Annotated in this window: 18 protein-coding genes; 6 read left to right on the top strand and 12 right to left on the bottom strand. The window is 72.3% G+C overall.

Annotated features, from left to right (window positions below; all coding sequences use genetic code 11):
- Positions 1-174: 174 nt before the first annotated feature.
- The 3 genes from ACZ4VT_RS04480 to aceA form a co-directional block, all read right to left on the bottom strand.
- Positions 175-1,062: a 3-hydroxybutyryl-CoA dehydrogenase gene (locus ACZ4VT_RS04480; protein WP_467946526.1), complete on the bottom strand. Its 888-nt coding sequence runs from the start codon at positions 1,060-1,062 to the stop codon at positions 175-177.
- Positions 1,059-2,657 carry a malate synthase A gene (aceB, locus tag ACZ4VT_RS04475; protein WP_467946524.1) on the bottom strand — a complete coding sequence of 533 codons (1,599 nt, stop codon included), beginning with the start codon at positions 2,655-2,657 and terminating at the stop codon, positions 1,059-1,061. The genes ACZ4VT_RS04480 and aceB overlap by 4 nt, the downstream gene beginning before the upstream one ends.
- Before the next feature lie 113 nt (positions 2,658-2,770).
- Complete coding sequence (gene aceA, locus ACZ4VT_RS04470) at positions 2,771-4,072, bottom strand: isocitrate lyase (protein ID WP_467946522.1); 1,302 nt, start codon at positions 4,070-4,072, stop codon at positions 2,771-2,773.
- A gap of 390 nt (positions 4,073-4,462) precedes the next feature.
- Here aceA and ACZ4VT_RS04465 point away from each other — a divergent pair, with 390 nt between their 5' ends.
- Both ACZ4VT_RS04465 and ACZ4VT_RS04460 read left to right on the top strand, forming a co-directional pair.
- Positions 4,463-5,866 (top strand): short-chain fatty acyl-CoA regulator family protein, encoded by a 1,404-nt coding sequence (locus ACZ4VT_RS04465; protein WP_467946520.1) that lies wholly within the window; start codon positions 4,463-4,465, stop codon positions 5,864-5,866.
- A gap of 134 nt (positions 5,867-6,000) precedes the next feature.
- The gene (locus tag ACZ4VT_RS04460; protein WP_467946518.1) at positions 6,001-6,189 is read left to right on the top strand and encodes a hypothetical protein; all 189 of its coding nucleotides are present in this window, start codon (positions 6,001-6,003) and stop codon (positions 6,187-6,189) included.
- Positions 6,190-6,206: 17 nt separating this feature from the next.
- On the opposite strand, the gene ACZ4VT_RS04455 is transcribed toward ACZ4VT_RS04460, so the two are convergent.
- From ACZ4VT_RS04455 to ACZ4VT_RS04430, 6 genes are all read right to left on the bottom strand, one after another.
- Positions 6,207-6,620: a PaaI family thioesterase gene (locus tag ACZ4VT_RS04455; RefSeq protein WP_388833958.1), complete on the bottom strand. Its 414-nt coding sequence runs from the start codon at positions 6,618-6,620 to the stop codon at positions 6,207-6,209.
- 56 nt (positions 6,621-6,676) lie between these two features.
- Positions 6,677-8,701 (bottom strand): oxidoreductase, encoded by a 2,025-nt coding sequence (locus ACZ4VT_RS04450; protein ID WP_467946516.1) that lies wholly within the window; start codon positions 8,699-8,701, stop codon positions 6,677-6,679.
- Positions 8,702-8,969: 268 nt separating this feature from the next.
- Positions 8,970-11,993, bottom strand: a complete 3,024-nt coding sequence (locus ACZ4VT_RS04445; RefSeq protein ID WP_467946514.1) for an alpha-mannosidase — start codon at positions 11,991-11,993, stop codon at positions 8,970-8,972.
- Positions 11,994-12,045: 52 nt separating this feature from the next.
- Positions 12,046-12,924 carry a carbohydrate ABC transporter permease gene (locus ACZ4VT_RS04440; protein WP_467946512.1) on the bottom strand — a complete coding sequence of 293 codons (879 nt, stop codon included), beginning with the start codon at positions 12,922-12,924 and terminating at the stop codon, positions 12,046-12,048.
- Positions 12,921-13,814 (bottom strand): carbohydrate ABC transporter permease, encoded by an 894-nt coding sequence (locus tag ACZ4VT_RS04435; RefSeq protein ID WP_467946831.1) that lies wholly within the window; start codon positions 13,812-13,814, stop codon positions 12,921-12,923. The genes ACZ4VT_RS04440 and ACZ4VT_RS04435 overlap by 4 nt, the downstream gene beginning before the upstream one ends.
- 161 nt (positions 13,815-13,975) lie before the next feature.
- Positions 13,976-15,310 carry an ABC transporter substrate-binding protein gene (locus ACZ4VT_RS04430; RefSeq protein WP_467946511.1) on the bottom strand — a complete coding sequence of 445 codons (1,335 nt, stop codon included), beginning with the start codon at positions 15,308-15,310 and terminating at the stop codon, positions 13,976-13,978.
- Between the two features lie 602 nt (positions 15,311-15,912).
- Here ACZ4VT_RS04430 and ACZ4VT_RS04425 point away from each other — a divergent pair.
- Entirely contained in the window at positions 15,913-17,265 is a 1,353-nt protein-coding gene (locus ACZ4VT_RS04425; protein ID WP_467946509.1) for an eCIS core domain-containing protein, read from the top strand.
- A 112-nt stretch (positions 17,266-17,377) separates the two neighbouring features.
- Here the strand turns inward: ACZ4VT_RS04425 and ACZ4VT_RS04420 are convergent, their stop codons facing one another.
- Positions 17,378-17,743 (bottom strand): hypothetical protein, encoded by a 366-nt coding sequence (locus ACZ4VT_RS04420; RefSeq protein ID WP_467946507.1) that lies wholly within the window; start codon positions 17,741-17,743, stop codon positions 17,378-17,380.
- A gap of 216 nt (positions 17,744-17,959) precedes the next feature.
- Between ACZ4VT_RS04420 and ACZ4VT_RS04415 the strand changes: the two genes are divergently transcribed.
- Positions 17,960-18,433: a universal stress protein gene (locus ACZ4VT_RS04415; protein WP_467946505.1), complete on the top strand. Its 474-nt coding sequence runs from the start codon at positions 17,960-17,962 to the stop codon at positions 18,431-18,433.
- A 25-nt stretch (positions 18,434-18,458) separates the two neighbouring features.
- On the opposite strand, the gene ACZ4VT_RS04410 is transcribed toward ACZ4VT_RS04415, so the two are convergent.
- Together ACZ4VT_RS04410 and ACZ4VT_RS04405 are read right to left on the bottom strand one after the other, a co-directional pair.
- A complete protein-coding gene (locus tag ACZ4VT_RS04410; protein WP_467946504.1) occupies positions 18,459-19,409 on the bottom strand; it encodes a serine/threonine dehydratase in 951 nt (316 codons plus the stop codon).
- A gap of 15 nt (positions 19,410-19,424) precedes the next feature.
- A complete protein-coding gene (locus ACZ4VT_RS04405; RefSeq protein ID WP_467946502.1) occupies positions 19,425-20,066 on the bottom strand; it encodes a TetR/AcrR family transcriptional regulator in 642 nt (213 codons plus the stop codon).
- A gap of 156 nt (positions 20,067-20,222) precedes the next feature.
- Between ACZ4VT_RS04405 and ACZ4VT_RS04400 the strand changes: the two genes are divergently transcribed.
- Together ACZ4VT_RS04400 and ACZ4VT_RS04395 are read left to right on the top strand one after the other, a co-directional pair.
- Positions 20,223-21,911 carry a ricin-type beta-trefoil lectin domain protein gene (locus ACZ4VT_RS04400; protein WP_467946500.1) on the top strand — a complete coding sequence of 563 codons (1,689 nt, stop codon included), beginning with the start codon at positions 20,223-20,225 and terminating at the stop codon, positions 21,909-21,911.
- A 28-nt stretch (positions 21,912-21,939) separates the two neighbouring features.
- Positions 21,940-24,273, top strand: coding sequence for an alpha-N-acetylglucosaminidase (locus ACZ4VT_RS04395; protein ID WP_467946498.1), 2,334 nt, complete (start codon positions 21,940-21,942; stop codon positions 24,271-24,273).
- The last annotated feature ends 140 nt before the right edge of the window (positions 24,274-24,413 follow it).

The following is a 24,413-nucleotide window of genomic DNA, read 5'->3' as shown; positions in this document are numbered from 1 at the left end:
ACCGTAGAAAACAGCACGTAGACCGTCGTCTTCCTATCTCGTGCTCCACGGCAACCCCCCCAGAACACAAAAAAAAAAAAAAAAAACACCCACCCCCCCCCCCCCCCCCCCCCCCCCCCCCCCCCCCCCCCCTGGGCCCCCCCCCCCCCCCCCCCCCCACCACCGGGTCCCTCATCAGCCCCGGTCGTACAGGTGGAACCCGCGGCCGCTCTTGCGGCCCAGCAGCCCCGCCTGGACCATCCGACGGAGCAGCGGGGGCGGGGCGTAGAGCGGTTCCTTGAACTCCGCGTAGAGGGATTCCGCGATGGCCGCGACGGTGTCGAGGCCGATCAGATCGGCGAGCTTGAGCGGCCCCATCGGGTGGGCGCAGCCCAGCTCCATGGCCGCGTCCACGTCGTCGGCGCTCGCGAACCCGGATTCGGCCATCCGAATGGCGGAGAGCAGGTACGGGACGAGCAGCGCGTTGACGACGAAGCCGGCCCGGTCCTGGGACCGGACCGTGGTCTTGCCCAGGGATTCCCGGGCGAACGACTCGACCGCGGCCAGGGTGTCCGCCGACGTGTGGAGGGAGGCGACCACCTCGACCAGGGGCAGGACGGGGACGGGGTTGAAGAAGTGAAGTCCCACGACCCGGTCGGCGCGGCCGGTGGCCATCCCCAGCCGCATGATCGGGATGGCGGAGGTGTTGGTGGTGAGAATGGCCTCGGGGTCCTCGACGATCTTGTCGAGGGCGGTGAAGATCGCGGTCTTGGCCTCGGGGTTCTCGGTGACGGCCTCGATGACCAGCTGCCGGTCGGCGAGGTCCTCCAGGTCTCCGGTGAACACCAGCCGGGCCAAGGCGTCCTCGGCTGTGAACCGGTCCAGCTTGCCGCGCTGAACGGCGCGTTCGAGGGAGACGGCCACCCGCTCGCGGGCGGCGCGGGCCGCGCCGGCATCCGCCTCGGCGACGACGGTGTCGAGGCCGGCGCGGGCGCAGACCTCGGCGATGCCGGCTCCCATCTGTCCGCCGCCGACGACCCCGACGCGCAGGACACGGTTCGCCCGCGGTGCCGGGGCGCTCACGCGGTCACCCGCACGGCGACGGTGCGGACCAGGTGACGGGTGTAGGCCTCGGGGGTGAAGAACGCGGGCAGCTGCACGGACAGCGCGGTGTCGACGAAGACCTCGCGGGCTTCGAGGACCAGAGCCTGCGGATCCTCGGCCTCCAGGGCGGCGCACTCGGCGTCGAGGAGGTCGGTGAGCGTACGCCGGTCGACGCGGCCGTGCCGGAGCCACTGCCAGATCTGCACGCGCGCGATCTCGGCGGTGGCGGCGTCCTCCATGAGGCCGTTCAGGGCGACGGCGCCGCTGCCGCGCAGCCAGGCGTCGAAGTAGCGCAGGGCCACGGCCACATTGGAGCGGATGCCCTCGGAGCTCGGCGGAGCGGCGATCCGGCGGACGGACAGCAGGTCGGCGGCGGCGACTTCGACGTCCTCGCGCGTCCGCTCCAGCTGGTTCGGCCGCTCGCCCAGCACCCCGTCGAAGACCTCACGGCAGACGGGGACGAGTCCGGGGTGGGCGACCCAGGAGCCGTCGAAGCCGTCTTCGGCCTCGCGCTCCTTGTCGAGCCGGACCTTGGCGAGGGCGGCCGTGTTGGCCTCGGCGTCCTTGCTGGGCACGTGCGCGGCCATGCCGCCGACGGCGTGGGCGCCCCGCTTGTGGCAGGTGCGGACGAGCAGTTCGGTGTACGCCCGCATGAACGGGGCGGTCATGGTGACCTTGGCCCGGTCCGGAAGCTGGAAGTCGGTGCGGTGGCCGAAGGTCTTGATCAGGCTGAAGAGGTAGTCCCAGCGGCCCGCGTTCAGTCCGGCGCTGTGTTCGCGCAGCTCGTGGAGGATCTCCTCCATCTCGAACGCGGCGGTGATCGTCTCGATCAGGACGGTCGCCCGGACCGTGCCCCGCGGGATGCCCAACAGGTCCTGGGCGAACAGGAAGATGTCGTTCCAGAGCCGGGCCTCGTACCGGTTCTCCAGCTTGGGGAGGTAGAAGTACGGGCCGTGGCCCGCGTCGATCTGGCGCTGCGCACAGTGGAAGAAGTACAGGCCGAAGTCCACGAGCGAGGCGGACACGGGCCGGCCGTCGACCTCCAGGTGCTCCTCGGTGAGGTGCCAGCCGCGCGGGCGCACCATGATGGTCGCGAGCTCCGTCCCGAGGCGGTACTCCTTGCCCTCCGGGGTGGTGAAGTCGATGCGCCGCTCGATGGCGTCGAGCAGGTTCAGCTGGCCGCCGATGACGTTGTCCCAGGTGGGCGCGGTGGCGTCCTCGAAGTCGGCCATCCACACCTTCGCCCCGGAGTTGAGGGCGTTGACCGTCATGCGGCGCTCCGGCGGGCCGGTGATCTCGACCCGCCGGTCCGTCAGCCCGGGTGCGGGCGGGGCGACCCGCCAGCCGGGGTCGGTGCGCACGCCGACGGTGGCGCGGGAGAAGTCCAGGGGCGACCCGGAGACCAGATGGGCGGCGCGGCGGCGGCGCTCCTTGAGGATCTCCGGGCGGCGGTCCGCGAAGGCGGCGTCGAGGCGGCCGATGAACTCCAGGGCCTCGGGGGTCAGGATCTCCTCGTGACGCTCACCCTGCGCGCCGAGGACCTGGACGCTGCTGGTCAGGGGTGTGTGTGACATGCGGTTCTCCTCGGCGTGGGGCGGCCGGCGCCCGGGGCCGGCAGGGCCCCGGGCGCCGTCGGACGGCGATCGGACGGCGCCGGCGGGAACCGGCGGGAACCGGCGGCGCGCTCCTAGCGGAACTGCTCTTCCTCGGTGGAGCCGGAGAGCGCCGTCGTGGAGGAGGCCGGGTTGACCGCGGTGGAAACCAGGTCGAAGTAGCCTGTGCCGACCTCGCGCTGGTGCTTGACGGCGGTGAAGCCCTGCGCCTGCGCGGCGAACTCCCGCTCCTGGAGGTCCACGTACGCGGTCATGCCGCGCTCGGCGTAGCCGCGGGCGAGCTCGAACATGCCGTGGTTGAGGGAGTGGAAGCCGGCCAGGGTGATGAACTGGAAGCGGTAGCCCATCGCGCCCAGCTCCCGCTGGAACTTGGCGATCTGGTCGTCGTCCAGCGCGGCCTTCCAGTTGAAGGACGGCGAGCAGTTGTAGGCGAGCATCCGGTCCGGGTACCGCGCGCGGATCGCCTCGGCGAACTCGCGGGCCTGCGCCAGGTCCGGGGTGCCGGTCTCCACCCAGATGAGGTCCGCGTACGGGGCGTAGGCGAGGCCACGGGCGATGACCGGGGCCATGCCGCCCCGGACGCGGTAAAACCCCTCGGCGGTGCGCTCACCGGTGCAGAACTCGGCGTCGCGCTCGTCGACGTCGCTGGTCAGCAGGGTCGCGGCGAGGGCGTCCGTACGGGCGATGATCAGGGTCGGGGTGTCCGCGATGTCGGCCGCCAGGCGGGCCGCGTTCAGGGTGCGGACGTGCTGCGCGGTCGGCACGAGGACCTTGCCGCCCAGGTGGCCGCACTTCTTCTCGGAGGCCAGCTGGTCCTCGTAGTGGATGCCGGCCGCGCCCGCCGCGATCATCGCCTTGGTCAGCTCGAAGGCGTTCAGCGGGCCGCCGAAACCGGCCTCGGCGTCGGCGACGATCGGTGCCAGCCAGTCGGTCCCCCCATCGATCGAACCCGTGCTGCCGCCCTCGGCGGTGGCGATCTGGTCGGCGCGCAGCAGCGCGTTGTTGATCCGGCGGACCACCTGCGGCACCGAGTTGACCGGGTACAGGCTCTGGTCGGGGTAGGTGTGGCCGGCCTGGTTGGCATCGGCGGCGACCTGCCAGCCCGAGAGGTAGATCGCCTGCAGTCCGGCGCGGACCTGCTGGACGGCCTGACCGCCGGTCAGGGCGCCGAGCGCGTGGATGTAGTCCTGCTCGTGGAGCTGGCGCCACAGCCGCTCGGCGCCGCGCCGGGCCAGGGTGTGCTCCTCGCGGACGCTGCCGGAGAGCCGCACCACGTCCTCGGCGGTGTAGGTGCGCTCGACGCCGGCCCAGCGCGGGTCCGTGGCCCACCGCTGTTCGAGCTGCTGGGCCGCCGCCGTCGTGTTCGCCTCTGCCATGACCGTCACCGTCTCCATGAATCGCTTGATCTGCCAATGTTCTGGTCAGCTGTGCGCCGTGCTGGCACCGTGTGCCTCATTCCGGGATCGCGGCCGCCGGACCGACCCGCGGGCCGAACGGAGCAATGTTGCCGAGCCGCCGAGCCAGGACCGCCGGGATCTCCGACATCAGGGCATGAATCCCGCCCGGAGCGTCCGCCTCGGCTGCCGGGTCCGGCGGGCCGCAGGACCGACTCTGGCAGTGGCACCGAGTGCCAACAAGAAGGGACGAATGCCAAGTTCTGCGAATCTTCGTCGGCGGTTTTGCCAAGTTTGCAAACACCGGCGGCGTGCGGATCCCGCGTAGGGTTGCGGCTGTCCCCGGCACACGTGGAGCAGGCGAGGAGCACGGTGAGCAAGACGTACGCGGGCGCGCGGCTGCGGCGGTTGCGCGAGGAACGGCGGATGAGTCAGGCCGAGCTGGCGCGCGTCCTCGCCATCTCGCCCAGCTACCTCAACCAGATGGAGCACGACTCGCGTCCGCTCACCGTCCCGGTGCTGCTGCGGCTCACCGAGGCGTTCGGCATCGACCCCGGCTTCTTCTCGGAGCGCGACACCAGCCGGCTGGTGGCCGACCTCCGCGAGGCGCTGGCCACGGAGGTGGCCGAAGCCCGGGTGTCCGCCTCGGACCTCGCGGAGCTCGCCACGCGCATGCCCGCCGTCGCCTCGGTCCTGCTGGACCTCGGCCGGCGTGCCCAGCTGCTCGCCGAGCGGCTGGCCGGGGCCGCGGACGGCCGGGACGGCGCCCTCGACACCCCGCGCTCACCGCACGAGGAGATCCGCGAGTTCTTCTACCGGCGGCAGAACTACCTGCACGACGCCGACCTCGCCGCCGAGGAGCTGGCCCGCGAGCTCGGGATCCGTCCGGGGGATGTCGTACGCGCCCTGTCGGCGCGGCTCACGGACCGGCACGGGGTGCGCCTCGCGGCCGATTCGGACCGGCTGCACCACTACGACGAGCGCGCCCGCGTCCTGCACATCTCCGGCCGGCTCCGGCCGGGCCAGCAGGCCTTCCGGCTCGCCACCCAACTGGCCCTGCTGGAGTACGGGGAGGAGCTGGACCGGCTGGCCGCGGAGGACTTCCCGCCCGGTTCCGCGACCCACGGCCTGGCCCGGATCGGCATCGCGAACTACTTCGCCGCCGCGCTGATCCTTCCGTACGGCGCCTTCCACACGGCCGCGGAGGAGTTCCGCTACGACATCGAGCGGCTCACCGACCACTTCGGCCTCGGCTACGAAACGGTGTGCCACCGCCTCAGCACCCTGCAACGGTCCAGGCTTCGCGGGGTGCCCTTCTCCTTCGTGCGCGTCGACCGCGCCGGGAACATGTCCAAGCGGCAGTCCGCCACCGGCTTCCACTTCTCCCGCGCCGGCGGCACCTGCCCGCTCTGGAACGTCTACGAGGCCTTCGCCGCGCCCGGCCGCATCCACGTCCAGGTCGCGGCCATGCCCGACGGGCAGCGCCACCTGTGGACCGCCCGGGCCGTCACCCGCCACCGCGGCGGCTGGGGCGAGCCCGGCAAGACCTTCGCCATCGGCCTCGGCTGCGAGATCCGGCACGCCGCGCGCCTCGTCTACTCCGACGGGCTCGACCTGGACAACACGGCGGCCGCCACCCCCATCGGCATGGGCTGCCGGCTCTGCGAACGCCTCGACTGCCCCCAGCGGGCGGTCCCGCCGCTCGGCCGCACCCTCGCCGTCGACGAGAACAGCAGCACCTTCATCCCGTACCCGGTCACCGCGGAACGCGGCTGAACGGCGCCGCGCGACGGCTCGGCCCGGGCCGGTTGAAGTACGCCGGCCCGTCGAGGACCCAGACGGCGCCGGAGCGTACGGCGGGCAGCCCGGCCCAGCCGGGCAGGGAGGTCAGCAGGTCCCGCTCCCGCGGGATGCGCTATGTGCCGGCCGACTGCCTGGCCCGGGACGAGGGCGACCACCACGCCGCGTACGCCCGCTACGAGCGGCGGATGCGCCCGTTCGTCACCCTCAACCAGGCCCTGGCCACCGAGAACCCGGGTGGACCGGCCTCCGGGGAATCCGTCGCCCACGCCAAGAACGCCCTGTCGCCGGACGGTTGATCCGGCAGGGCGACGGATCAGCCGAGCAGCGCGTAGACGGTCGAGGCCGTGGCGGCCGGCTCCTCCGAGCCCTCGGGGGTGAGGGTGATGTCGGCGAAGGCCATCCGCTTGCCGAGCTTGGTGACCCGAACGTGGATCAGCAGGTCGGCGCCGACCACCGGCCGCTGGAAGCTCGTCGACTGCTGGACGGTGGTCATCGGTCCGTATCCGCCCCGGGCGGCGGAGATCGCGATGACGGTGGCCGTGTCGGCGGCGGCCATCATGGCCTGCCCCGAGAGCCCGCCGCCGTCCCGGGCCAGCTCCCCGGACCAGGGCAGGCGCAGCACGGCGTGCCGCTCGCCCGTCTCCTGGACGGTCAGTCCGAGGGCGAGCACCCAGGGGGCGAAGTGGTCGGCGAGGATCTTGTCTGCGTCTGCGGGAGAGAACGTCACCGGGGAATTGTGGCGGCCCGGCCGGACCGCCACAATCCCCTTTCGGACGGTTCCGGTCAGAGCGAGGCGGCCAGTTCCGTTCCCTGCCGGATGGCCCGCTTGGCGTCGAGCTCGGCGGCCACGTCGGCGCCGCCGATCAGGTGCGCCTCGACGCCGGCCGCGCGCAGCGCCTCGTACAGGTCGCGGCGCGGCTCCTGGCCCGTGCACAGGACCACCGTGTCGGCGGGCACCAGGCGCTGCTCCCCGTCGACGGTGATGTGCAGGCCCTCGTCGTCGATCCGGTCGTACGCGGCCCCGGCGACGGAGACGACCCCGCGGTGCTTGAGCTCGGCGCGGTGGATCCAGCCGGTGGTGGTGCCGAGGCCGGCGCCGACCTTGGTGGCCTTGCGCTGGAGCAGGTGGACGCGGCGCGGCGGCGCGGGGCGTTCGGGCTTCGCGAGCCCGCCGGGGCCGGTGTACGCGGTGTCCACGCCCCAGTGGCGGAAGTAGACCTCGGGGTCCTGGGAGGCGCCCTCGCCGCTGTCGGTGAGGAACTCGGCGACGTCGAAGCCGATGCCGCCGGCGCCGACGACGGCGACGCGCTCGCCGACGGGGGCGCCGTCGCGCAGCACGTCGAGGTAGTTGACGACGTTGGCGTGGTCCACGCCCTCGATGTCGGGGGTGCGGGGGGTGACGCCGGTGGCGACGACGACCTCGTCGTAGCCGCGCAGGGTCTCCACGTCGGCGCGGGTGTCCAGGCGGACCTCGACGCCGGACTCCACGAGCTGGGTGCCGAAGTAGCGGATGGTCTCCTCGAACTCCTCCTTGCCGGGGATGCGGCGGGCGATGTCGAGCTGGCCGCCGATGTGGCCGGAGGCCTCGAAGAGGGTGACCGCGTGGCCGCGGCCGGCGGCGGAGACGGCGCAGGCGAGACCGGCCGGGCCGGCGCCGACGACGGCGACGCTCTTCTTCGTGCGCGTCGGGGACAGGACGAGCTCGGTCTCGTGGCAGGCGCGCGGGTTGACCAGGCAGGTGGTGATCTTGCCGCTGAAGGTGTGGTCGAGGCATGCCTGGTTGCAGCCGATGCAGGTGTTGATGGTCTCGGAGCGGCCGGCCGCGGCCTTGGCGACGAAGTCGGCGTCGGCCAGGAAGGGGCGGGCCAGGGACACCAGGTCGGCGCGCCCGTCGGCGAGCAGTTCCTCGGCGATCTCCGGGGTGTTGATGCGGTTGCTGGTGACGAGCGGGACGCTCACCGCGCCCATCAGCCGCTTGGTGACCCAGGTGTAGGCGCCGCGCGGGACGGAGGTGGCGATGGTGGGGATGCGGGCCTCGTGCCAGCCGATGCCGGTGTTGATGATGGTGGCGCCGGCCGCCTCGATCTCCTTGGCGAGGTGGACGACCTCGTCGAGGGTGGAGCCGCCGGGGATGAGGTCCAGCATGGACAGGCGGTAGATGAGGATGAAGTCCTCGCCGACGGCCGCGCGGGTGCGCCGGACGATCTCCAGCGGGAAGCGGACGCGGTTCTCGTACGCGCCGCCCCAGCGGTCGGTGCGCTTGTTGGTGGCGCGGGCGATGAACTCGTTGATCAGGTAGCCCTCGGAGCCCATGATCTCGACGCCGTCGTAGCCGGCGAGCTTGGCGAGGCGGGCGGCGCGGACGAAGTCCTCGACGGTCCGTTCCACCTCGATGTCGCTGAGCTCGTTCGGCACGAAGGGGCTGATGGGGGCCTGGAGGGCGCTGGGGGCGACCAGGTCCTTGTGGTAGGCGTAGCGGCCGAAGTGGAGGATCTGCATGGCGATCTTCCCGCCCTCGGCGTGCACCGCCTCGGTGATCACCCGGTGCTCGGCGGCCTCCTCCTCGGTGGTGAGGCGGGAGCCGCCCTCGAAGGGGCGCCCGGCGTCGTTCGGGGCGATGCCGCCGGTGACGATCAGGCCGGCGCCGCCGCGGGCGCGCTCGGCGTAGAAGGCGGCGAGGCGCTCGAAGCCGCCCGCGTGCTCCTCGAGGCCGGTGTGCATCGACCCCATGATCACGCGGTTCGGCAGGGTGGTGAAGCCGAGGTCCAGGGGGCTCAGCAGGTGCGGGTACCGGCTCTGGGAACTCATGAGGGGCGCCTCCTCGCGCGGGGGTGATGACTCTGTTCTAGCGAGGGGAAGCTGGTTTTGCAACTAAGTGCATAACCCGGTGCGTGCGCCCGGCCCCGGGATGCGGGCGCCGCACGACCTCCCCGGTGCCCCCTGTGTCGGAGCTCACGCGCCGGTTGATCCTGGGCCATCTTCAACGGCTTCGCCATCAAGCTGAACCCGTCCTGACCGACAGGGACCGACCTGACCCCGGCCGGGCCGGCCGGGGTCATCCGTACCTCCGGACCGGTCAGACCCGGTGGAGCCGGACGGTGACGATCTGGAACGGGCGCAGGGTCAGCGGGACCGCGCCCGACGGGGTGGGGGCGCCCACCGCCGAGCCGGCCAGCGGCCGCTCCAGGAGGTCGCTCTCGACCGCGGCCGAGAAGGGGAAGTCCGCCGTCAGCACCGCCGACGCACGCCCCCCGCGGGACTCGTAGAGGCGGACGACCACGTCACCGCTGCGGTCCTCGGCCAGTTTCACCGCCTCCACGACCACCGCGTCGTCGTCTACGGAGAGCAGCGGGGTGACCGGGCCCGCCCCGGTCAGGGTGCGCTCGGGCAGGTTCAGTGCGTGCCCCTCGCGGACCGCGTCCCCGATCGACGCGCCGGGCGCGAGCGAGAACCGCAGGGTGTGGGCGCCCTGGTCGGTCTCCGGGTCGGGGTAGCGCGGGGCCCGCAGCAGGGAGAGCCGGACGGTGGTGGTCTGGCCGCCGTCGGGCCGCACGTCCCGGGTGACGTCGTGCCCGTACGTGGAGTCGTTGAGCAGGGCGACCCCCCAGCCGGGCTCCTCCGCGTGGATCCAGCGGTGCGCGCAGATCTCGAACTTGGCCGCCTCCCAAGAAGTGTTGGTGTGCGTGGCCCGGTAGACGTGCCCGAACTGCGTCTCGGAGGCGGTCCGGTCGGCCTTCACGTCCAGCGGGAAGGCGGTCTTGAGAAACTTCTCCGTCTCGTGCCAGTCCACGTCCGTGACGATGTCCACCGTCCTGGACCCGGCCCGCAGCGTGACCGCCTGGACGGCGGTGGAGGAGCCGAAGGAGCGGGTGACCCGGACGGTGGCGGCCGCCGGACCGCTCTCGGCGACCTCCATGGCGTCGAGGTCCACCAGGTCCGTGACCCGGTTGCGGTAGAAGGCGTCGATGTCCCAGGCGTCCCACATGTTCGGGAAGTCGGGGTGGATCTGCAGCAGGTTCGCCGCGGATTCCGGAGCGAGGGTCTCGCGGCGCGCCTCCAGGTCGTAGACGGAGACGATCAGCCCGCGGCCGTCGATCTCCACCAGCAGCCGGCCGTTGGCCAGCACGTGCCCGCCGCCGTGCCGCTCCTCCACCGTGACCGGCTCCCCGGCCTCGGCCGGGCGCCCCGCCCCGCCGGCCGGGACACCGCGCCGGGCGTGCGGGGCGCAGTTGAAGACCAGCTCCTCCGTTCCCTCCCCGGCGAGCGCCAGCTGGGCGGCGAGGGTGATCCCCCGGAGCTCCTCGCGCAGCCTCGCGTACGTCGCGCGCGCCTCGCGGTGCACCCAGGCGATGGAGGAACCCGGCAGGATGTCGTGGAACTGGTGCAGCAGCACCGTCTTCCAGATCCGCTCCAGGTCCTCGTACGGGTACTCGTACCCCGGCACCTTCACGGCGGCGCCGGCCGCCCACAGCTCGGCCTCGCGCAGCAGCGACTCGCTGCGCCGGTTGCCCTGCTTGGTCTTGGCCTGGGAGGTGTAGGTGCCGCGGTGCAGCTCCAGGTAGAGCTCGCCGGCCCAGACGGGCGCGTCCTCGTACTCGGCGCGGGCCTTCTCGAAGAAGGCGTCCGGGCGCTCGATGCGGACCTTCGGGGAGCCTTCGAGGTCCCGCTGGCGCTTGGCGCGGGCGAGGTGTTCGCGGGTGGGGCCGCCACCGCCGTCGCCCCAGCCGAAGGGGGCCAGCGACCGTGAACCGCGGCCCTTCTCCCGGTAGTTGCGGGCGGCGTGCGCCAGCTGGGCGCCGCCGAGGTCGGAGTTGTAGGTGTCCACGGGCGGGAAGTGCGTGAAGACGCGGGTGCCGTCGATGCCCTCCCACCAGAAGGTGTGGTGGGGGAAGGGGTTGACCTGGGACCAGGAGATCTTCTGGGTGAGGAACCAGCGGGAGCCGGAGAGCTTGACGATCTGCGGCATAGCGGCGGTGTAGCCGAAGGAGTCGGGGAGCCAGACGTTGTTCGTCTCGATGCCGAACTCGTCGAGGAAGAACTTCTTGCCGTAGAGGAACTGCCGGGCCATGGCCTCGCCGCCGACCATGTTGGTGTCGGACTCCACCCACATCCCGCCGACCGGCACGAACTGCCCCTCCGCGATCTTCTTCTTGACCCGCTCGAAGAGCTCGGGCCGGTGGGTCTTGATCCAGTCCAGCTGCTGGGCCTGCGACATCGCGAAGACGAACTCGGGGTGCTCGTCCATCAGACTGACCATGTTGGACGCGGTGCGCGCGACCTTGCGGACCGTCTCGCGCAGCGGCCACAGCCAGGCGGAGTCGATGTGGGCGTGGCCGACGGCGCTGATCCGGTGCGCGGAGGCGCCGGCGGGGGCGGCCAGCACCCCGGCGAGCTCGGCGCGGGCGGCCGCCGCCGTGCCGGGGACGTCCGTCAGGTCCACCGCGTCCAGGGCCGAGCCGATGGCCCGCAGGATCCCGTGGCGCCGGGCGTCGCCGGTGTCGAGCTGGATCATCAGCTCGTAGAGGACCTCCAGGTCCTGGACCAGCTCCCACACCTCGGTCTCGAAGACGGTGAGGTCCATCCGGGCGAGCCGGTAGAGGGGCTGGTCGCCGCTGGTCAGCCGGTCGCCCTCGTACGTGGCCGCGTGGTCGACCAGGACCGGGTTGGAGGCGGCCTCGACGTACCACTCGACGCGCTCGCCGCCCTCGGCGCGGTCGGCCACCCGGACCCAGTCGTTGTAGGGGTTGAGCGCTTTGATCTCGCCGCCGTCGGCCCGGTGGACCAGCCCCTCGCACTGGAAGCCGGGCATCATCCGGTCGAAGCCGAGGTCGAGGACGGCCTCGACGGTGCGCCCGGCCCACTGGGCCGGGACGGTGCCGGTGACCTTGAACCAGGTGGTGCCCCAGGCCGGGCCCCACGGGTCGCCGATCGCGCAGGGCTCGTACCGGGCCGCCAGGCCCTCGGCGACGGGGGCGGGCTCGCCCGGCGCCTCCCAGCGCTCGACGGTCAGCGGGACCGGCCGGGAGTGGACGGCGGGCTTGATCCGCTCCTTCAGGACCCGGCGGAGGCGGTGCTCGGTGATGCTGCGGTCGTCGTGCATGACGGCTGCTCCAGGGACGGGATGGTCGGTACGGACGGTGGAGCGGGCGGGGTCAGGTCTTCACTGCTCCCTCGCCCACGCCCTTGAAGAAGAAACGCTGGAGGGCGAAGAAGAGGAGCATCATCGGCAGGAGCGCGGCCATCGCACCGGCCGCGATGAGCCGCTGGTCGTTGACGGTGGTGGCGCCGGCCAGGGTCTTCAGGCCGAGCTGCAGGGTGTAGTGGTCACTGTTCGTGAGGACCAGCAGGGGCCAGAGGAAGTCGTCCCAGGCCCCCATGAAGCTGGTGATGCAGACGACGGCCAGGGCGCCCTTGGCGGCGGGAAGGAAGACCCGGGTGAAGCGGGTCCATTCGCCGGCCCCGTCCAGGACCGCGGCCTCCTCGACCTCCTTGGGCACGGCGAGGAAGGCCGCCCGCATGATCATGATGTTGAGCACGGAGACCGCGCCGGGGAGCCAGACGCCGATGAGGGTGTCGACCAGCCCCATCTCGCGGACGGTGAGGAACATCGAGATCATCACGGACTCGAAGGGGAACATCAGGGTCGCCACGAGCACGGTGAAGACGGCCCGGCGGCCCTTCCAGGCGGCCCGCGAGAGGGCGTACCCGCCCATCGCCGCGAAGAGCAGGTTCGAGGTGACCGCGAGGACCGCGACGGTGAGCGTGTTGCCGACGTACTGGAGCAGCGGGAAGGACTCGGCGACCCGGACGTAGTTGTCGAGGGTGGGCTGCGAGGGCAGCACGCCGTCGTACACGTTCTCGGTGCGGCCGCGGATCGAGGTGAGGAACTGCCAGACGATCGGGCCCAGCATCACGACGAGCATCAGCACGAGCGTGGCGTAGCGGGCGGCCGGGCCGGCCCACCGGCGCCCGCGGCCGTCGCCGCCGGGCCGCCGGGGCGGCGCGCTTCCCGGGGAGGGCGCGGTGCTCAACTCTCGTCTCCCTTCGAAAGACGGCGGCCCAGCAGGCTGAAGACCAGGGTCAGGAGGAACAGCAGGATGGAGATGGCGGAGGCGTAGCCGGTCTCTCCGGAGAAGCCGAGGCCGACCTGCCGGATGAGGAAGGGCAGGGTGCGGGCGCCGCCGCCGGGGCCGCCGCTCTCACCGCCGAGGATGTAGATCTCGGTGAAGACGCGCAGCGCGGAGATGGCGGAAAGGGTGCCGACGAGCAGCATCATCGGCTTCACCTGGGGGACGGTGATGCTGAAGAAGCGGCGGACGGGGCCGGCGCCGTCGATGGCGGCCGCCTCGTAGAGGGAGGCCGGGACGTTCCCGAGGGCCGCCAGGTAGAAGACCATGTAGTAGCCGAGGCCCTTCCACACGGTCACGAGCATCGCGGAGACGAGCAGCATCGTGCTGTCCGTCAGGAACGGGATCGGCTCGGAGATGAGGTTCAGCCGCTCGAAGACGGTGTTGACGAGACCGTCGCTGCGCAGCACCCACTGCCAGATCAGCCCGACGACCACGGCCGAGGCGATCACCGGGGTGTAGAAGGCCGACCGGAAGAACCCGATCCCGGGGATCCTGGCCTGGACGAGCACGGCGAGGGCCAGCGGGAGGAAGACCAGGCACGGTACGACGACCGCCAGGTACAGCACGCTGTTGCCGGTGGCGACCCAGAAGTCGGCGTCGGCGAAGGCGCGGCGGTAGTTGTCGAAGCCGACGAAGGTGCCGCCGCGCAGGATCCGGGCGTCGGTGAAGGAGAGGACGACGGTGTTGACGAACGGCCAGAGGCTGAACAGCGCCACCATCGCCAGACCGGGGGCGAGGAACAGGTAGGGGGTCCACCACCTGCGGTGGACCAGGCCCGTATCGGCCTCCATGGCACGTTGCGCGGCCCTCCGGCGGCGCTTGCGGGCGATCGGGCGCCCGCGCGGCTCCGGGGCACCACCGTCCGGCTTCACGGCGCCTCCGTCCGGCTCCCGGGTGCTTCCGCCCGGCCCGGCGGCGGCGAGTCCCGCGCCGACGCGGCCGCCCACGGCGGTCACTTGTCGGCCGCGGCGGTGAGGAGCCTGTTCGCCGCCTCCTCGGCCTTCTTCACCGCCGTCTTCGGGTCCTGCTCACCCGTGATGGCCTTCTGTACCTCGCGTACGACGGCGTCGCCCACCTGGTTGGTCCACTGGACGGGGGTGTTGGCGTCGAGCGCGGCGGTCTTCAGCTGCTCGGCGCCGACCGCCCGGGCGAGGGTCTCCGCGTCCTTGCCGTCGCCCTTGTCCGAGAAGAACGGGTCGGCGAGGCCCTGGGCGTTGGACGGGTAGATCGTGGCCTTCCTGGAGAACTCCACCTGGTTGGGGCCGTTGGTCACCCATTTCGCGAACTCGGCCGCCGCGTCGGGGTGCTTGGTGTCCTTCCTGATGCCGAGCGACTGGGCATAGATGCCGATGTGGCCGAGCCTGCCCGTGACGGCTCCCGCGACCTGGGTCTTCGCGTAGACCTGCGGGGCGTTCTGCTTGATGTCCTTGACGAAGCCAGGGGAGCCGGGGCCGAACACGAGCTTGCCGCCGCCGTAGAGCTGGTTGACGTCGTCGGACTTGAGGAGGGACTCCTTGGGCATGGCGCCCTTGGCGTACAGGTCCTTCATCCGCTCCACCCAGGCGACGGCCTGGTCGGTGCCGAAGGTGAACCGGTCCTGCTTCTCGCTGAGGATCGGGACGCCCATCTTCTGCCAGTCCCCGGGCAGCCGGCCCTTGGGATCGGCCATGAAGGCGGAGTACCGGCCCCCGGACGTGGCGGCGATCTTCTCGGCGTGGTCGAAGAACTGCTCCACGCTGGTCGGCGGCTCGGCCGGGTCCAGGCCGGCCTTCTCGAAGAGCTCTCTGTTGTAGGTGAGGATCTCGGGCGTCACGTACCACGGGTACGCGTACACGCTGTCGCCCCCGCCGGGCAGCTTGAACTGCTCCCAGGCGCCCGGCACGTACTCCTTGGCCACCGCCCCGTCGAGCTTGGCGACATCGGCGAGCATGCCGCGGTCGGCGAGGAGCTGGAAGGAGTCGGTGGAGAGGTTGACCACGTCCGGGAGGGCGCCGGCCTGGGCGTCCGCGACGAGCTTCTCGTTGTAGCCGTCGCCGGGGACGTCCTCCCATGTGACTTTCACCTCGGGGTACTTCTGCTCGAAGGCGTCGATGACCCCCTGTACGTAGGCCGTGAACGTGGGCTTCAGCTGGAGGGTGCGGAACGTGATCCCACCGGCCACCTTGCCCGTCTTCTCGACCTCCTTCGCGTCACCGGCGCCACCGCTGAGGCCGCACCCGGCGGTCGAGAGGAGGACGCCGGTCACCAGCGTGGCCACGGCAATACGGGTCGGGTTCGAACGGGTCATCGTCGCCGCCTTTGCAGAAGTCCGGCCTCTTTGCCGGAGGCGGTGCCCACCGTCGCCCGAAGTCAGGACCCCGTCAATGAGGCGGAGCCACCATTGGCCGGTGACACCCGTGCGGCGAATGCCCCAACAGGCCTGAAGTAGCCGACAGTTGATCTCAGTTGGACCAGGTTGACCTGGACTGATGCGCTTTAGTTCAGAGCCGGTTGGATGTGATGTCGCTTCGATAACCGACCTGGCTCGTCATCAGCTGGCGACGTCATATGGCCGGTTCGCGAGGCGGCGCACTAATGCGCTTTATCCGCACCGCAGGAAAGCGCCTTGGCGTCGGGGCACCCCTCCCGTGGAATCCGGGCCGTGTCCCGATGTTGGCTTCACACCCGCGAGCTGGCTGATAATGCTTCAGACCCCCCGGTCACGACTGGTGACCGCCCTTTGAGGGGTTGTGGCCGGCGGCCGCGCGATGCGGCTGCCCCGACGTAGTGAAAGGCGATCGCGTGAGCCCCAAGCACCCCCGCCCGGCGCAGAGGAACGAAGACCAATTACTGCAATCCTCCCGCTCTGCCGCGACTCCGCAGCGGGCGGCGACGCCGCCGGTGGGGATGATGGGTCTCCAAGCCGGTGCGGGCAACGCCGCGGTCGTGCAGATGCTCCGCCGGGCCGGTCAGGAACAGCACCGGCACACCGACGGATGCGGACACGAGCAGACCGAGCAGCCCGCGGTGCAGCGGTCCGCCGTCCACGACGTCCTGCGCACCCCCGGGCGTCCCATGGACAAGGCCACCCGCTCCGACATGGAAGCCCGGCTCGGCGCGGACTTCTCCGACGTCCGCATCCACAACGACAGCTCCGCCAAGGCCTCCGCCGCCGAAGTGGGCGCCCGCGCCTACACGTCCGGCAGCCATGTCGTCATAGGCGACGGCGGCCACGACAAGCACACCCTCGCCCACGAACTGACCCACGTCATCCAGCAACGCCAAGGTCCCGTCGCGGGCACCGACAACGGCACGGGGCTGAAGGTCTCCGACCCGTCGGACCGGTTCGAGCGCGAAGCGGAAGCGAACGCCAAGCGGGTCATGGCGGGCGGCTCCCCCACCGCCCCGGACGTGCAGCGCCACGCGGCGCCTTCGCCCGCCTCCGGCTCCAGCCCCTCCGTGCAGCGCGTCGGGAACCCTCAGGACCGGATGACGGTCGAGTACTGGGAGGACCAGGCGGGACTGGGCGCGTCCAGCAGCAGCGCCGCGAAGGACCGTGCCAAGCAGATCACCACGTCCAAGGCAGCCGCGAAGAAGTTCAAGGCCCACAAGCCTCCGCGCACGATCGACGAGATCGTCAAGTCCGTCGGCCCCAAGCTCCTGGCCGATCTGGCGCAGATGGGAGCGGACGCCGGGAGGATGGAGCTCTACAGGTCCATGAGTTTCGAGGAGGCCCACAGCGCCCTGACCTACTGGGGCGACACGGCCTCACGCGACGCACTGCTGGAGTACGTGGCGTCCGGTGAGGGCTCGGCGAAGGGCTTCAGGGAGCAAGGCTTCGGGGGCCTGACGATAGGGGCCCATCTCGGTGACCAGGGCCAGGCCGACGGGTACTACGACACCCTGGGTGCTCCCTACGCGGTCCAGCTGAAGTTCACGCTGAAGCCCGGGGCCCACGAACTCCTGTTCAACCAGGACCACATGGCTCTCGGGCCGGGCTACAAGAACGACCTGATCCGCAAGGCGAACGAAGGCGGCGGGACCTACAAGAACGCGAACGCGAACGAGGGGACCCTGGGTGGGTACATCGGCGTGAAGGCCGAGGACAAGGAACCCTACAGCCTGGGCATCGCGCAGGGGGCGAACGGCAAGAACGGCAGGGAGCTCGGTGCGAGTCAGCTGCTGTTCCAGCTCTTCATCGAGAACGTCGAACTCGTGAAGAACAGGTCGGGGAAAGAGCTGCCCGTCGCGGTTCCCGCCTGATCCCGGCAGGAAGAGACCGCAGCCGCGCGACGTGCGCCGCGGATGCCCCGGACCGGTCCGGGGCATCCGCGGGCGGCGGGCGCAGCCGCGGGCGGCGGGCGCAGCGCGGTACCTACCGCATCGGGTACTCCGCCTTCTCCGCGAGCTTGCCGTCCTTGAAGCAGAAGCGGAGCACGGTCTCCTTGCCGTTCTTGGTGTCACCGCTGGAGAGGTACCAGGAGCAGGTGCTGCCCTCGGGCTCGGCCGGTCCGCCCTCCTTGAGGGCGCTCTTGACGAAGCTCTCGCCCGACGGGAGCCTGCCGCGGACCTCGCTCTCCGCGTCGCCGGTCTTCACGGACGCGTAGACCGTCGGGTCGACCAGGGTCTTGTCGGCCATGTCGAGGACCTTCCCCATGCCGAAGACCACGACCACGAGAAGACCCACACCCAGCACCAGCGCCACGCCGCACCCGATCAGACAACCCTTGCGCTGAGCCACGCCCGTTCCTCCATGTCGCTCCGTGTCCGGCGGCGGTCGCCTGGACACTCACACCCTCGCAAGGGCCGGCGGCTCGGGGCTGTCCTCGAAAGTCGTCGGCCCTCACAACGATCGTCGTTCGAGGTCGGGCCGCCCTTCCGGTTACACGAGGTCGGTCCGCCCTTCCGGGTATACAGGGAGGAGATCGACTATTCGGGCAGAGCGAGAGGAAGCACCGTGAGCGAGCAGGACACCGTCGAGCCTCTGATCGTCGTCGGCGTGGACGGGTCGAACCACTCCAAGGAGGCCCTGCGCTGGGCCGTCGCGCAGGCCGGGATGACGGGCGGCCGGGTGCACGCCGTCCTGGCCTGGGAGTGGAACCGCAATCCGTTCGCCATCGCTCCGGTGGCCGCCGAGGTCTCCGACGCCGAGGCGGTGACGGCCGAGGAGGCGGCCCGGCGGAAGCTGGCGGACACCGTCAAGGCGGCCGTCGGCGCCTCGCCCGGTGTGCCGGTGTTCCGCCGCGTCGAGCAGGGCTCCCCCGCGCAGGTCCTGGTGGACGCCTCGAAGGAGGCGGACCTGACCGTGGTCGGCACCCGTGGGTACGGCGGCTTCAAGGGGGCCCTGCTCGGCTCGGTGAGCCAGCAGGTCGTGCAGTACTCGGCCGGCACCGTCGTGGTCGTCCGCGAGGGCATGGACGAGGAGGACTGAACAGCGGCGCCGGCCGGCGGCCGGGTCAGGTCGTGGGGGTCACCAGGTCCCCGGGGTCCGTGTTGGCCCCGCACAGGATGACGGCGACCCGCTCGCCGAGCGGCTCCGGCGCGCCGCGCAGCGCCGCCAGGGCGGTGGCCGCGCCGGCCTCCACCACGATCCGGTGCTCCTCCCAGAGGGCGCGCCGGGCGGCGGTGATCGCCGTGTCGGGCACGAGTACCGAGGTCACGTGCTTCTCCTGCGCGGCGGCCAGCGCGTCCGCCGAAACCCGGGTGGCCCCCAGGGAGTCGGCGGCGACCGATTCCACGGCCACGTCCACGACCCGGCCTGCCGCCAGGGCCGCGTTCAGGGCCCGGCAGTTCTCCGGCTCGGCCGCGATCACCCGTACGCCGTGCTCGCGCGCGGCGGTGGCGACGCCGGCGAACAGTCCGCCGCCGCCGACCGCGACGACCACGGTGTCCAGCCCGGGCAGGGCGGCCCGGATCTCGTCGAGCAGCGTCCCGGCGCCCGCGGCGATGAGCGGGTGGTCGTAGGCGTGGCTGCTCAGCGCCCCGCTCGCGGCGGCGAACTCCTCGCAGGCGACGAGCGCTTCGGCGTACCGGTCGCCGACGAGCCGTACCTCGGCCCCGTATCCGCGCAGCCGGTCCACCTTCACCCGCGGGGCGCCGGCGGGCAGGAACACGGTGGCGGGCACGGACAGCGCGCGGGCCGCCCAGGCGCAGGCGAGACCGGCGTTGCCGCCGGAGGCGATGGTGACTCCCGCGGCCGGGAGGGCGCCGGCCTCGTGGTGGGCGGCGAGGAAGTTGCGGGCGCCGCGCGCCTTGAAGCTCCCGGTGTGCTGGAGGTACTCCAGCGCGTACCAGACCCCCTCATCGGACGCGGGGGCCAGCGCGACGGGCCGTATCCCGCCGGCGATCCGGTCGGCGGCGGCGCGTACGGCGGCGTAGTCGAGCTGCTGTGCGGGTGCGGCTTGCATGGGCTGTCTCCCCTGTCAGTCAGTGGGCCGGGCGGCCTCGATCAGCTGGCGCAGGGCGCCGTAGTACACCTCGTGGTCCGTCAGGGGCGGCAGTACGCCGGCCAGTCCGCCGGAGAGCACGGGGAACTCCGCCGGATCCAGCGCGGCCAGGGCGGCGCGCGAGGCGGCGGTGGCCGCGGCCGGGTCGCGGTGGTCCACGAAGGCCGCGCTGCCCAGGGTGAGCAGGTACATGCGGCGGTAGACGGTCATCGCCTCGGCGGCGGTCATCCCGGCGGCCACGCTGTCGGCGAGGGCGGGCTCGACGAGCCGGGCGAGGAGCTGGCGGCCGAGCCAGGGCCGGCCGCCGCGCAGCACCAGGAGTCCGGGGTGGGCGGTGAGCAGCCGGTAGAGCGCGCGGAACCGCTGCTCGGTGGCCTGCGCCCAGTCGGTGCCGGCGGGGATCTCGGGGAGCTGCGCGGCCAGGTGCTCGGTGCACAGGTCGAGCAGCCCGGCGAGGTCGGTGCAGCGGCGCTGGACGGTGGCGTGGGAGACGTCGAGCCGGTCGGCGAGGGTGCGGAAGCTGAGGCGCTGCGGCCCTTCCTCGTCGAGGATCCGCAGGGCGGCGACGGCGATGGCCTCGGGGGTCGCCCGATCCAGGGCGTCTGATCTGCGCGGCATGAGATACATCGTAACATACGCCGTATCGACTCTTTCGTGTGACATCGATTGCAGCCATATTGCTGGTCATTGGCCGACAATCAGCGACTTTTATTGACAGTGGGTAATCGCATCGCTGCACTGGGCGCACGCCTGCCCCCACGTCAAGGAGACTCAGTGCCGCCTCGCCTGCGTGCGTCGCTCCCCTGTCTGACCGCGGCCGCCCTGCTCGCCCTCGCGCTCTCCCCCGCCCCGGTGGCGGCCGAGCCCCGGGCCACCTCGGACACCCCGCTCGCGCTCACCCCGCCCATGGGCTGGAACAACTGGGCGCACTACATGTGCGACATCGACGAGGCCAAGGTCGTCGCCAACGCCGACGCGCTCGTGTCGACCGGGCTCGCCGCCAAGGGCTACGACACGGTGACGGTCGACGACTGCTGGATGACCGGGAGCCGGGACGCGCAGGGCGCTCTGGTCGTCGACACGGCGAAGTTCCCGCACGGCATGGCCTGGCTCGGCGACTACCTGCACGCCAAGGGCCTGAAGTTCGGCATCTACCAGGACGCCGGCTCCCTCACCTGCGAGAAGTACCCCGGCAGTGGCGCGCCCCAGGGCGGCGGGGCCGACCACTACGCCCAGGACGCCCGGCAGTTCGCCTCCTGGAACGTCGACTACGTGAAGATGGACGGCTGCAACCTGTGGGTGCCGGCGGGCCAGACCAAGGAACAGGCCTACCGGGACGCCTACAACGCCGTCGCGAAGGCACTGCGGGAGAGCGGCCGGGACATGGTCCTGTCGGCGTCCGCGCCCGCCTATTTCCAGCAGGGTGAGTGGGGCGGCTCCGACTGGCACAAGGTCCTCGGCTGGGTCGGCGAGACCGGCCAGCTGTGGCGCGAGGGCAAGGACATCAAGGTGTACAACCCGGCCACGCCCGCCACCTCACGGTGGAGTTCGGTGCTGGGCAACTACGGCTACAACCGCTGGCTCGGCCGGTACGCGGGCCCCGGCAACTGGAACGACCCCGACTTCCTGATCGCGGGCGCCCCCGGGCTCACGGCGGCCGAGAGCCGCAGCCAGGTCGCCCTCTGGGCCATGATGGCGTCCCCGTTCATCCTGTCCTCCGAGGTCTCCAAGCTGACCTCCCAGGGGCTCGCGGCCCTCGGGAACACCCGCATGATCGAACTGGACCAGGACCCGATGGGCCGTCAGGGCGCGGTGGTCTCCTCCAACGCCACCTTCGAGATCCTGACCCGGCCGCTCGCGAACGGCGACCGCGCGGTGGCCGTGCTCAACCGCTCGGCCACCACCCGCGACATCAGGGTGCCGCTCGACGAGATCGGCCTGAGCGACTGCACGGCCGACGCGCAGGACCTGTGGAACGGGACCCGCCGGGAGGTCTCCGACGCGCTGACCGGGAGGCTGGCCGGCCACGACACCGCGGTCTGGCGGCTCAGCCCGCGCGGCTGCGCCGAGGCCACGCCGACCGGGCAGGTCGTCGGTGACGGCGCCCGCTGCGCCGACGGCGCCAACACCACGGGCGTCGGCGCGGTCGTGCTGGCCACCTGCACCGGGGCCCCCGACCAGCGGTGGACCCTCGGCGACGACGCGAGCCTGCGGCTGGCCGGCGAGTGCCTCTCCGCGGGCGACGACGGCCTCGTGGAGCTGGCCGACTGCGCGCCCCCGCAGAGCCGGCAGCCCGGCCAGAGCTGGACGCACCTGCGCGGCGGAGCCCTCGTGGAGCAGGCGAGCGGGATGTGCCTGACCGCGCCGGCCGCCGCAGCGACCCCGGACGCCCCGGCCGCGCGCCTGCGGCTCACCGCCTGCGGCGACCACCGGGTCGACCAGGCCTGGGCCCTGCCGGTCTGACGGCCCGAGCCCACGGATGAGGAACCCGATGACGCGATGCGGGCGCCGGCTGCCCGGCCCCCGCCCCCGCCCCCGCCCGCTCGCCCTCGCCGCCCTTCCCGCGGCGCTGCTGGCGCTGATCTGCGCGGGGCCCGCCCCCGGGGCCACCCCCCCGGGGGCGGGGTCGCCCGCACGTGCCGACGTACGGCCTGATGCGCGGGCCGACGCGCGGGTGGCCGTACCGAGCGCCGCCCACGCGGGCGCGCCCCGGAGCCGGAGCTTCGACACCGCGCCCGCGCGGGCCGCCCTGGAGCGGCTGCTCCCGCGCCACCACGGCCAGTTCACCCTGGTGCCCGGCACGGCCGCCGGCGCCGACACCTTCACCGTGTCCGGGACGGCCGGCGCGATCACCGTGCGCGGCAGCACCGGAGCCACCCTGCTCACCGGCGTCGGCTGGTACCTCCAGCACGTCGCCGGGGCCGACATCGGCTGGCCCGGCGACAGCATCGGCCTGCTGCCCGCCCGCCTGCCGGCCGTCCCCGCGCCGGTCACCCGCAGCGCCCAGGTCCCGCACCGGTACGCGCTCAACGACACCGACGACGGGTACTCCGGCCCGTACCGCACCTTCGAGGAGCACCAGCGGCAGATCGACCTGCTCGCCCTGCACGGCATCAACGAGGTGTTCGTGCAGGTGGGAGCGGAGTACCCGTACTACCGGGCGCTCCAGGGCTTCGGCTACTCCGCCGAGGAGCTGCGGCAGTGGATCCCCGGCCCCGCCCACCAGAGCTGGTGGCTGCTGCAGAACCTGAGCGGATTCGGCGGCCCGGTCACCGAGCGGCTGATGCGGGAGCGCGCCGAACTGGGCGGCCGGATCGCCGAGCAGCTGCGCGGGCTCGGCATGACCCCGGTGCTGCCCGGCTACTTCGGCACCGTGCCGCCGCGGTTCGCCGCGCGCAACCCGGGGGCGGCCACGGTGGCCCAGGGCGACTGGGCCGGCTTCGACCGTCCCGACTGGCTGGACCCCGCCTCGCCCGTCTTCCGGAGGCTGGCCGCCGCGTACTACGCGGAGCAGCGCGCGGCGTTCGGAGACAGCACGATGTACCGGATGAGCCCGCTGCACGAGGGCGGACAGACGGGGTCCGTCGACGTCGGCGCGGCGGCGGGCGCCATCCAGGAGGCACTGAACACCGCCCATCCGGGCGCGCTGTGGGCGGTGCTGGGCTGGCAGGACGACCCGACCCCGGAGCTGCTGGCCGGGGTGGACACGTCGAGGCTGCTGATCCTGGACGGGCTCTCGGACCGGTACAACCGGCTGGACCGCGAGGCCCGTTGGGGCGGTGCCCCGTACGCGATGGGCACGATCTACAACTTCGGCGGGCACACCACGATCGGCGCGAACACCTCGGTGTGGCTCGAACGGTTCGGTCCCTGGCGCGCCAAGGGCAACAGCGCGCTCGCCGGGATCGCCTACCTGCCGGAGGCCACCGGGACCAACCCGGCGGCCTTCGACCTGTTCACGGACCTGGCCTGGGAGCCGGGGGTGATCGACCAGCGGAAGTGGTTCGCCGATTTCGCGGCCCGCCGCTACGGCCGGCCCGACCCCGCGGCCGCCGCGGCCTGGGAGGAGCTGCGCAAGGGCCCGTACAGCACCTCGTCGGGACTGTGGTCGGAGTCGCAGGACAGCCTGTTCACCGCCCGGCCCGGCCTGACCGCGGCCGGGGCGGCGTACTGGAGCCCCAAGTCCATGCGCTATCCGGCCGGTTCGGTCCGCAGGGCGCTGGACCACCTGCTGAAGGTCTCCCCGGAGCTGCGCGGCTCCACCGCCTACCGCTTCGACCTGGTCGACACCGCCCGGCAGGCCCTCGCCAACCACTCGCGGGTGCTGCTGCCGAGGATCAAGGCGGCCTACGAGGCGAAGGACCTGCCCTTGTTCCGCAAGCTCACGGCCGAATGGCGGGAGGGCGAGGCGAAGCTGGACGCGGTGACCGGCTCCGACCCGAACTTCCTCCTCGGCAGCCGGCTCGCCGGGGCCCGCGCCTGGGGCGCCGACCGGGCCGAGCAGGACCGGTACGAGTACGACACCCGCTCCCTGCTCAGCGTGTGGGGCCGCCGCAGCACCAGTGAGGGCGGCTTCCTGCACGACTACGCGAACCGCGAATGGAGCGGCCTGGTCTCGGAGTTGTACGCGCGGCGGTGGGCGCTCTACTTCGGGTCGCTGGAGGAGGCGCTGGAGCGGCGGGCCGCGCCGCGGGCGATCGACTGGCCCGCCTTCGAGGAGGAGTGGGCCGCGCGGACCACCCGGCACCCGGACCGGCCGAGCGGGGACCCGTACCGCCTGGCCGCCGCGGTCGCGGCGGCCCTCCCGCCGGCGGCCACCGGCTGACCCGCGCCGACCCGCGCCGGGGGGGGGGGGGGGGGGGGGGGGGGGGGGGGGGGGGGGGGGGGGGGGGTGTGGGGGCTTCTTCCCGCCTGCCTTTCCGAGGGATGGGCGGCGGAGGGGGGGGGGGGGGAGAGGAAAAAGGA

The sequence above is a fragment of the Streptomyces sp. NPDC029164 genome, from assembly GCF_055563995.1.
The sequence above is the reverse complement of the archived record's forward strand: the minus strand, read 5'-3'. Positions and strand labels throughout refer to the sequence as shown.

Bases quoted from the DNA above. Each gene is read 5' to 3' on its own strand.
- ACZ4VT_RS04425 (WP_467946509.1), top strand. From the start codon at position 15,913: ATGGGTCTCCAAGCCGGTGCGGGCAACGCCGCGGTCGTGCAGATGCTC.
- ACZ4VT_RS04405 (WP_467946502.1), bottom strand. From the start codon at position 20,066: ATGCCGCGCAGATCAGACGCCCTGGATCGGGCGACCCCCGAGGCCATC.
- aceA (WP_467946522.1), bottom strand. From the start codon at position 4,072: ATGGCAGAGGCGAACACGACGGCGGCGGCCCAGCAGCTCGAACAGCGG.
- ACZ4VT_RS04450 (WP_467946516.1), bottom strand. From the start codon at position 8,701: ATGAGTTCCCAGAGCCGGTACCCGCACCTGCTGAGCCCCCTGGACCTC.
- ACZ4VT_RS04435 (WP_467946831.1), bottom strand. From the start codon at position 13,814: ATGGAGGCCGATACGGGCCTGGTCCACCGCAGGTGGTGGACCCCCTAC.
- ACZ4VT_RS04460 (WP_467946518.1), top strand. From the start codon at position 6,001: ATGCGCTATGTGCCGGCCGACTGCCTGGCCCGGGACGAGGGCGACCAC.
- aceB (WP_467946524.1), bottom strand. From the start codon at position 2,657: ATGTCACACACACCCCTGACCAGCAGCGTCCAGGTCCTCGGCGCGCAG.
- ACZ4VT_RS04410 (WP_467946504.1), bottom strand. From the start codon at position 19,409: ATGCAAGCCGCACCCGCACAGCAGCTCGACTACGCCGCCGTACGCGCC.
- ACZ4VT_RS04430 (WP_467946511.1), bottom strand. From the start codon at position 15,310: ATGACCCGTTCGAACCCGACCCGTATTGCCGTGGCCACGCTGGTGACC.
- ACZ4VT_RS04445 (WP_467946514.1), bottom strand. From the start codon at position 11,993: ATGCACGACGACCGCAGCATCACCGAGCACCGCCTCCGCCGGGTCCTG.
- ACZ4VT_RS04395 (WP_467946498.1), top strand. From the start codon at position 21,940: ATGACGCGATGCGGGCGCCGGCTGCCCGGCCCCCGCCCCCGCCCCCGC.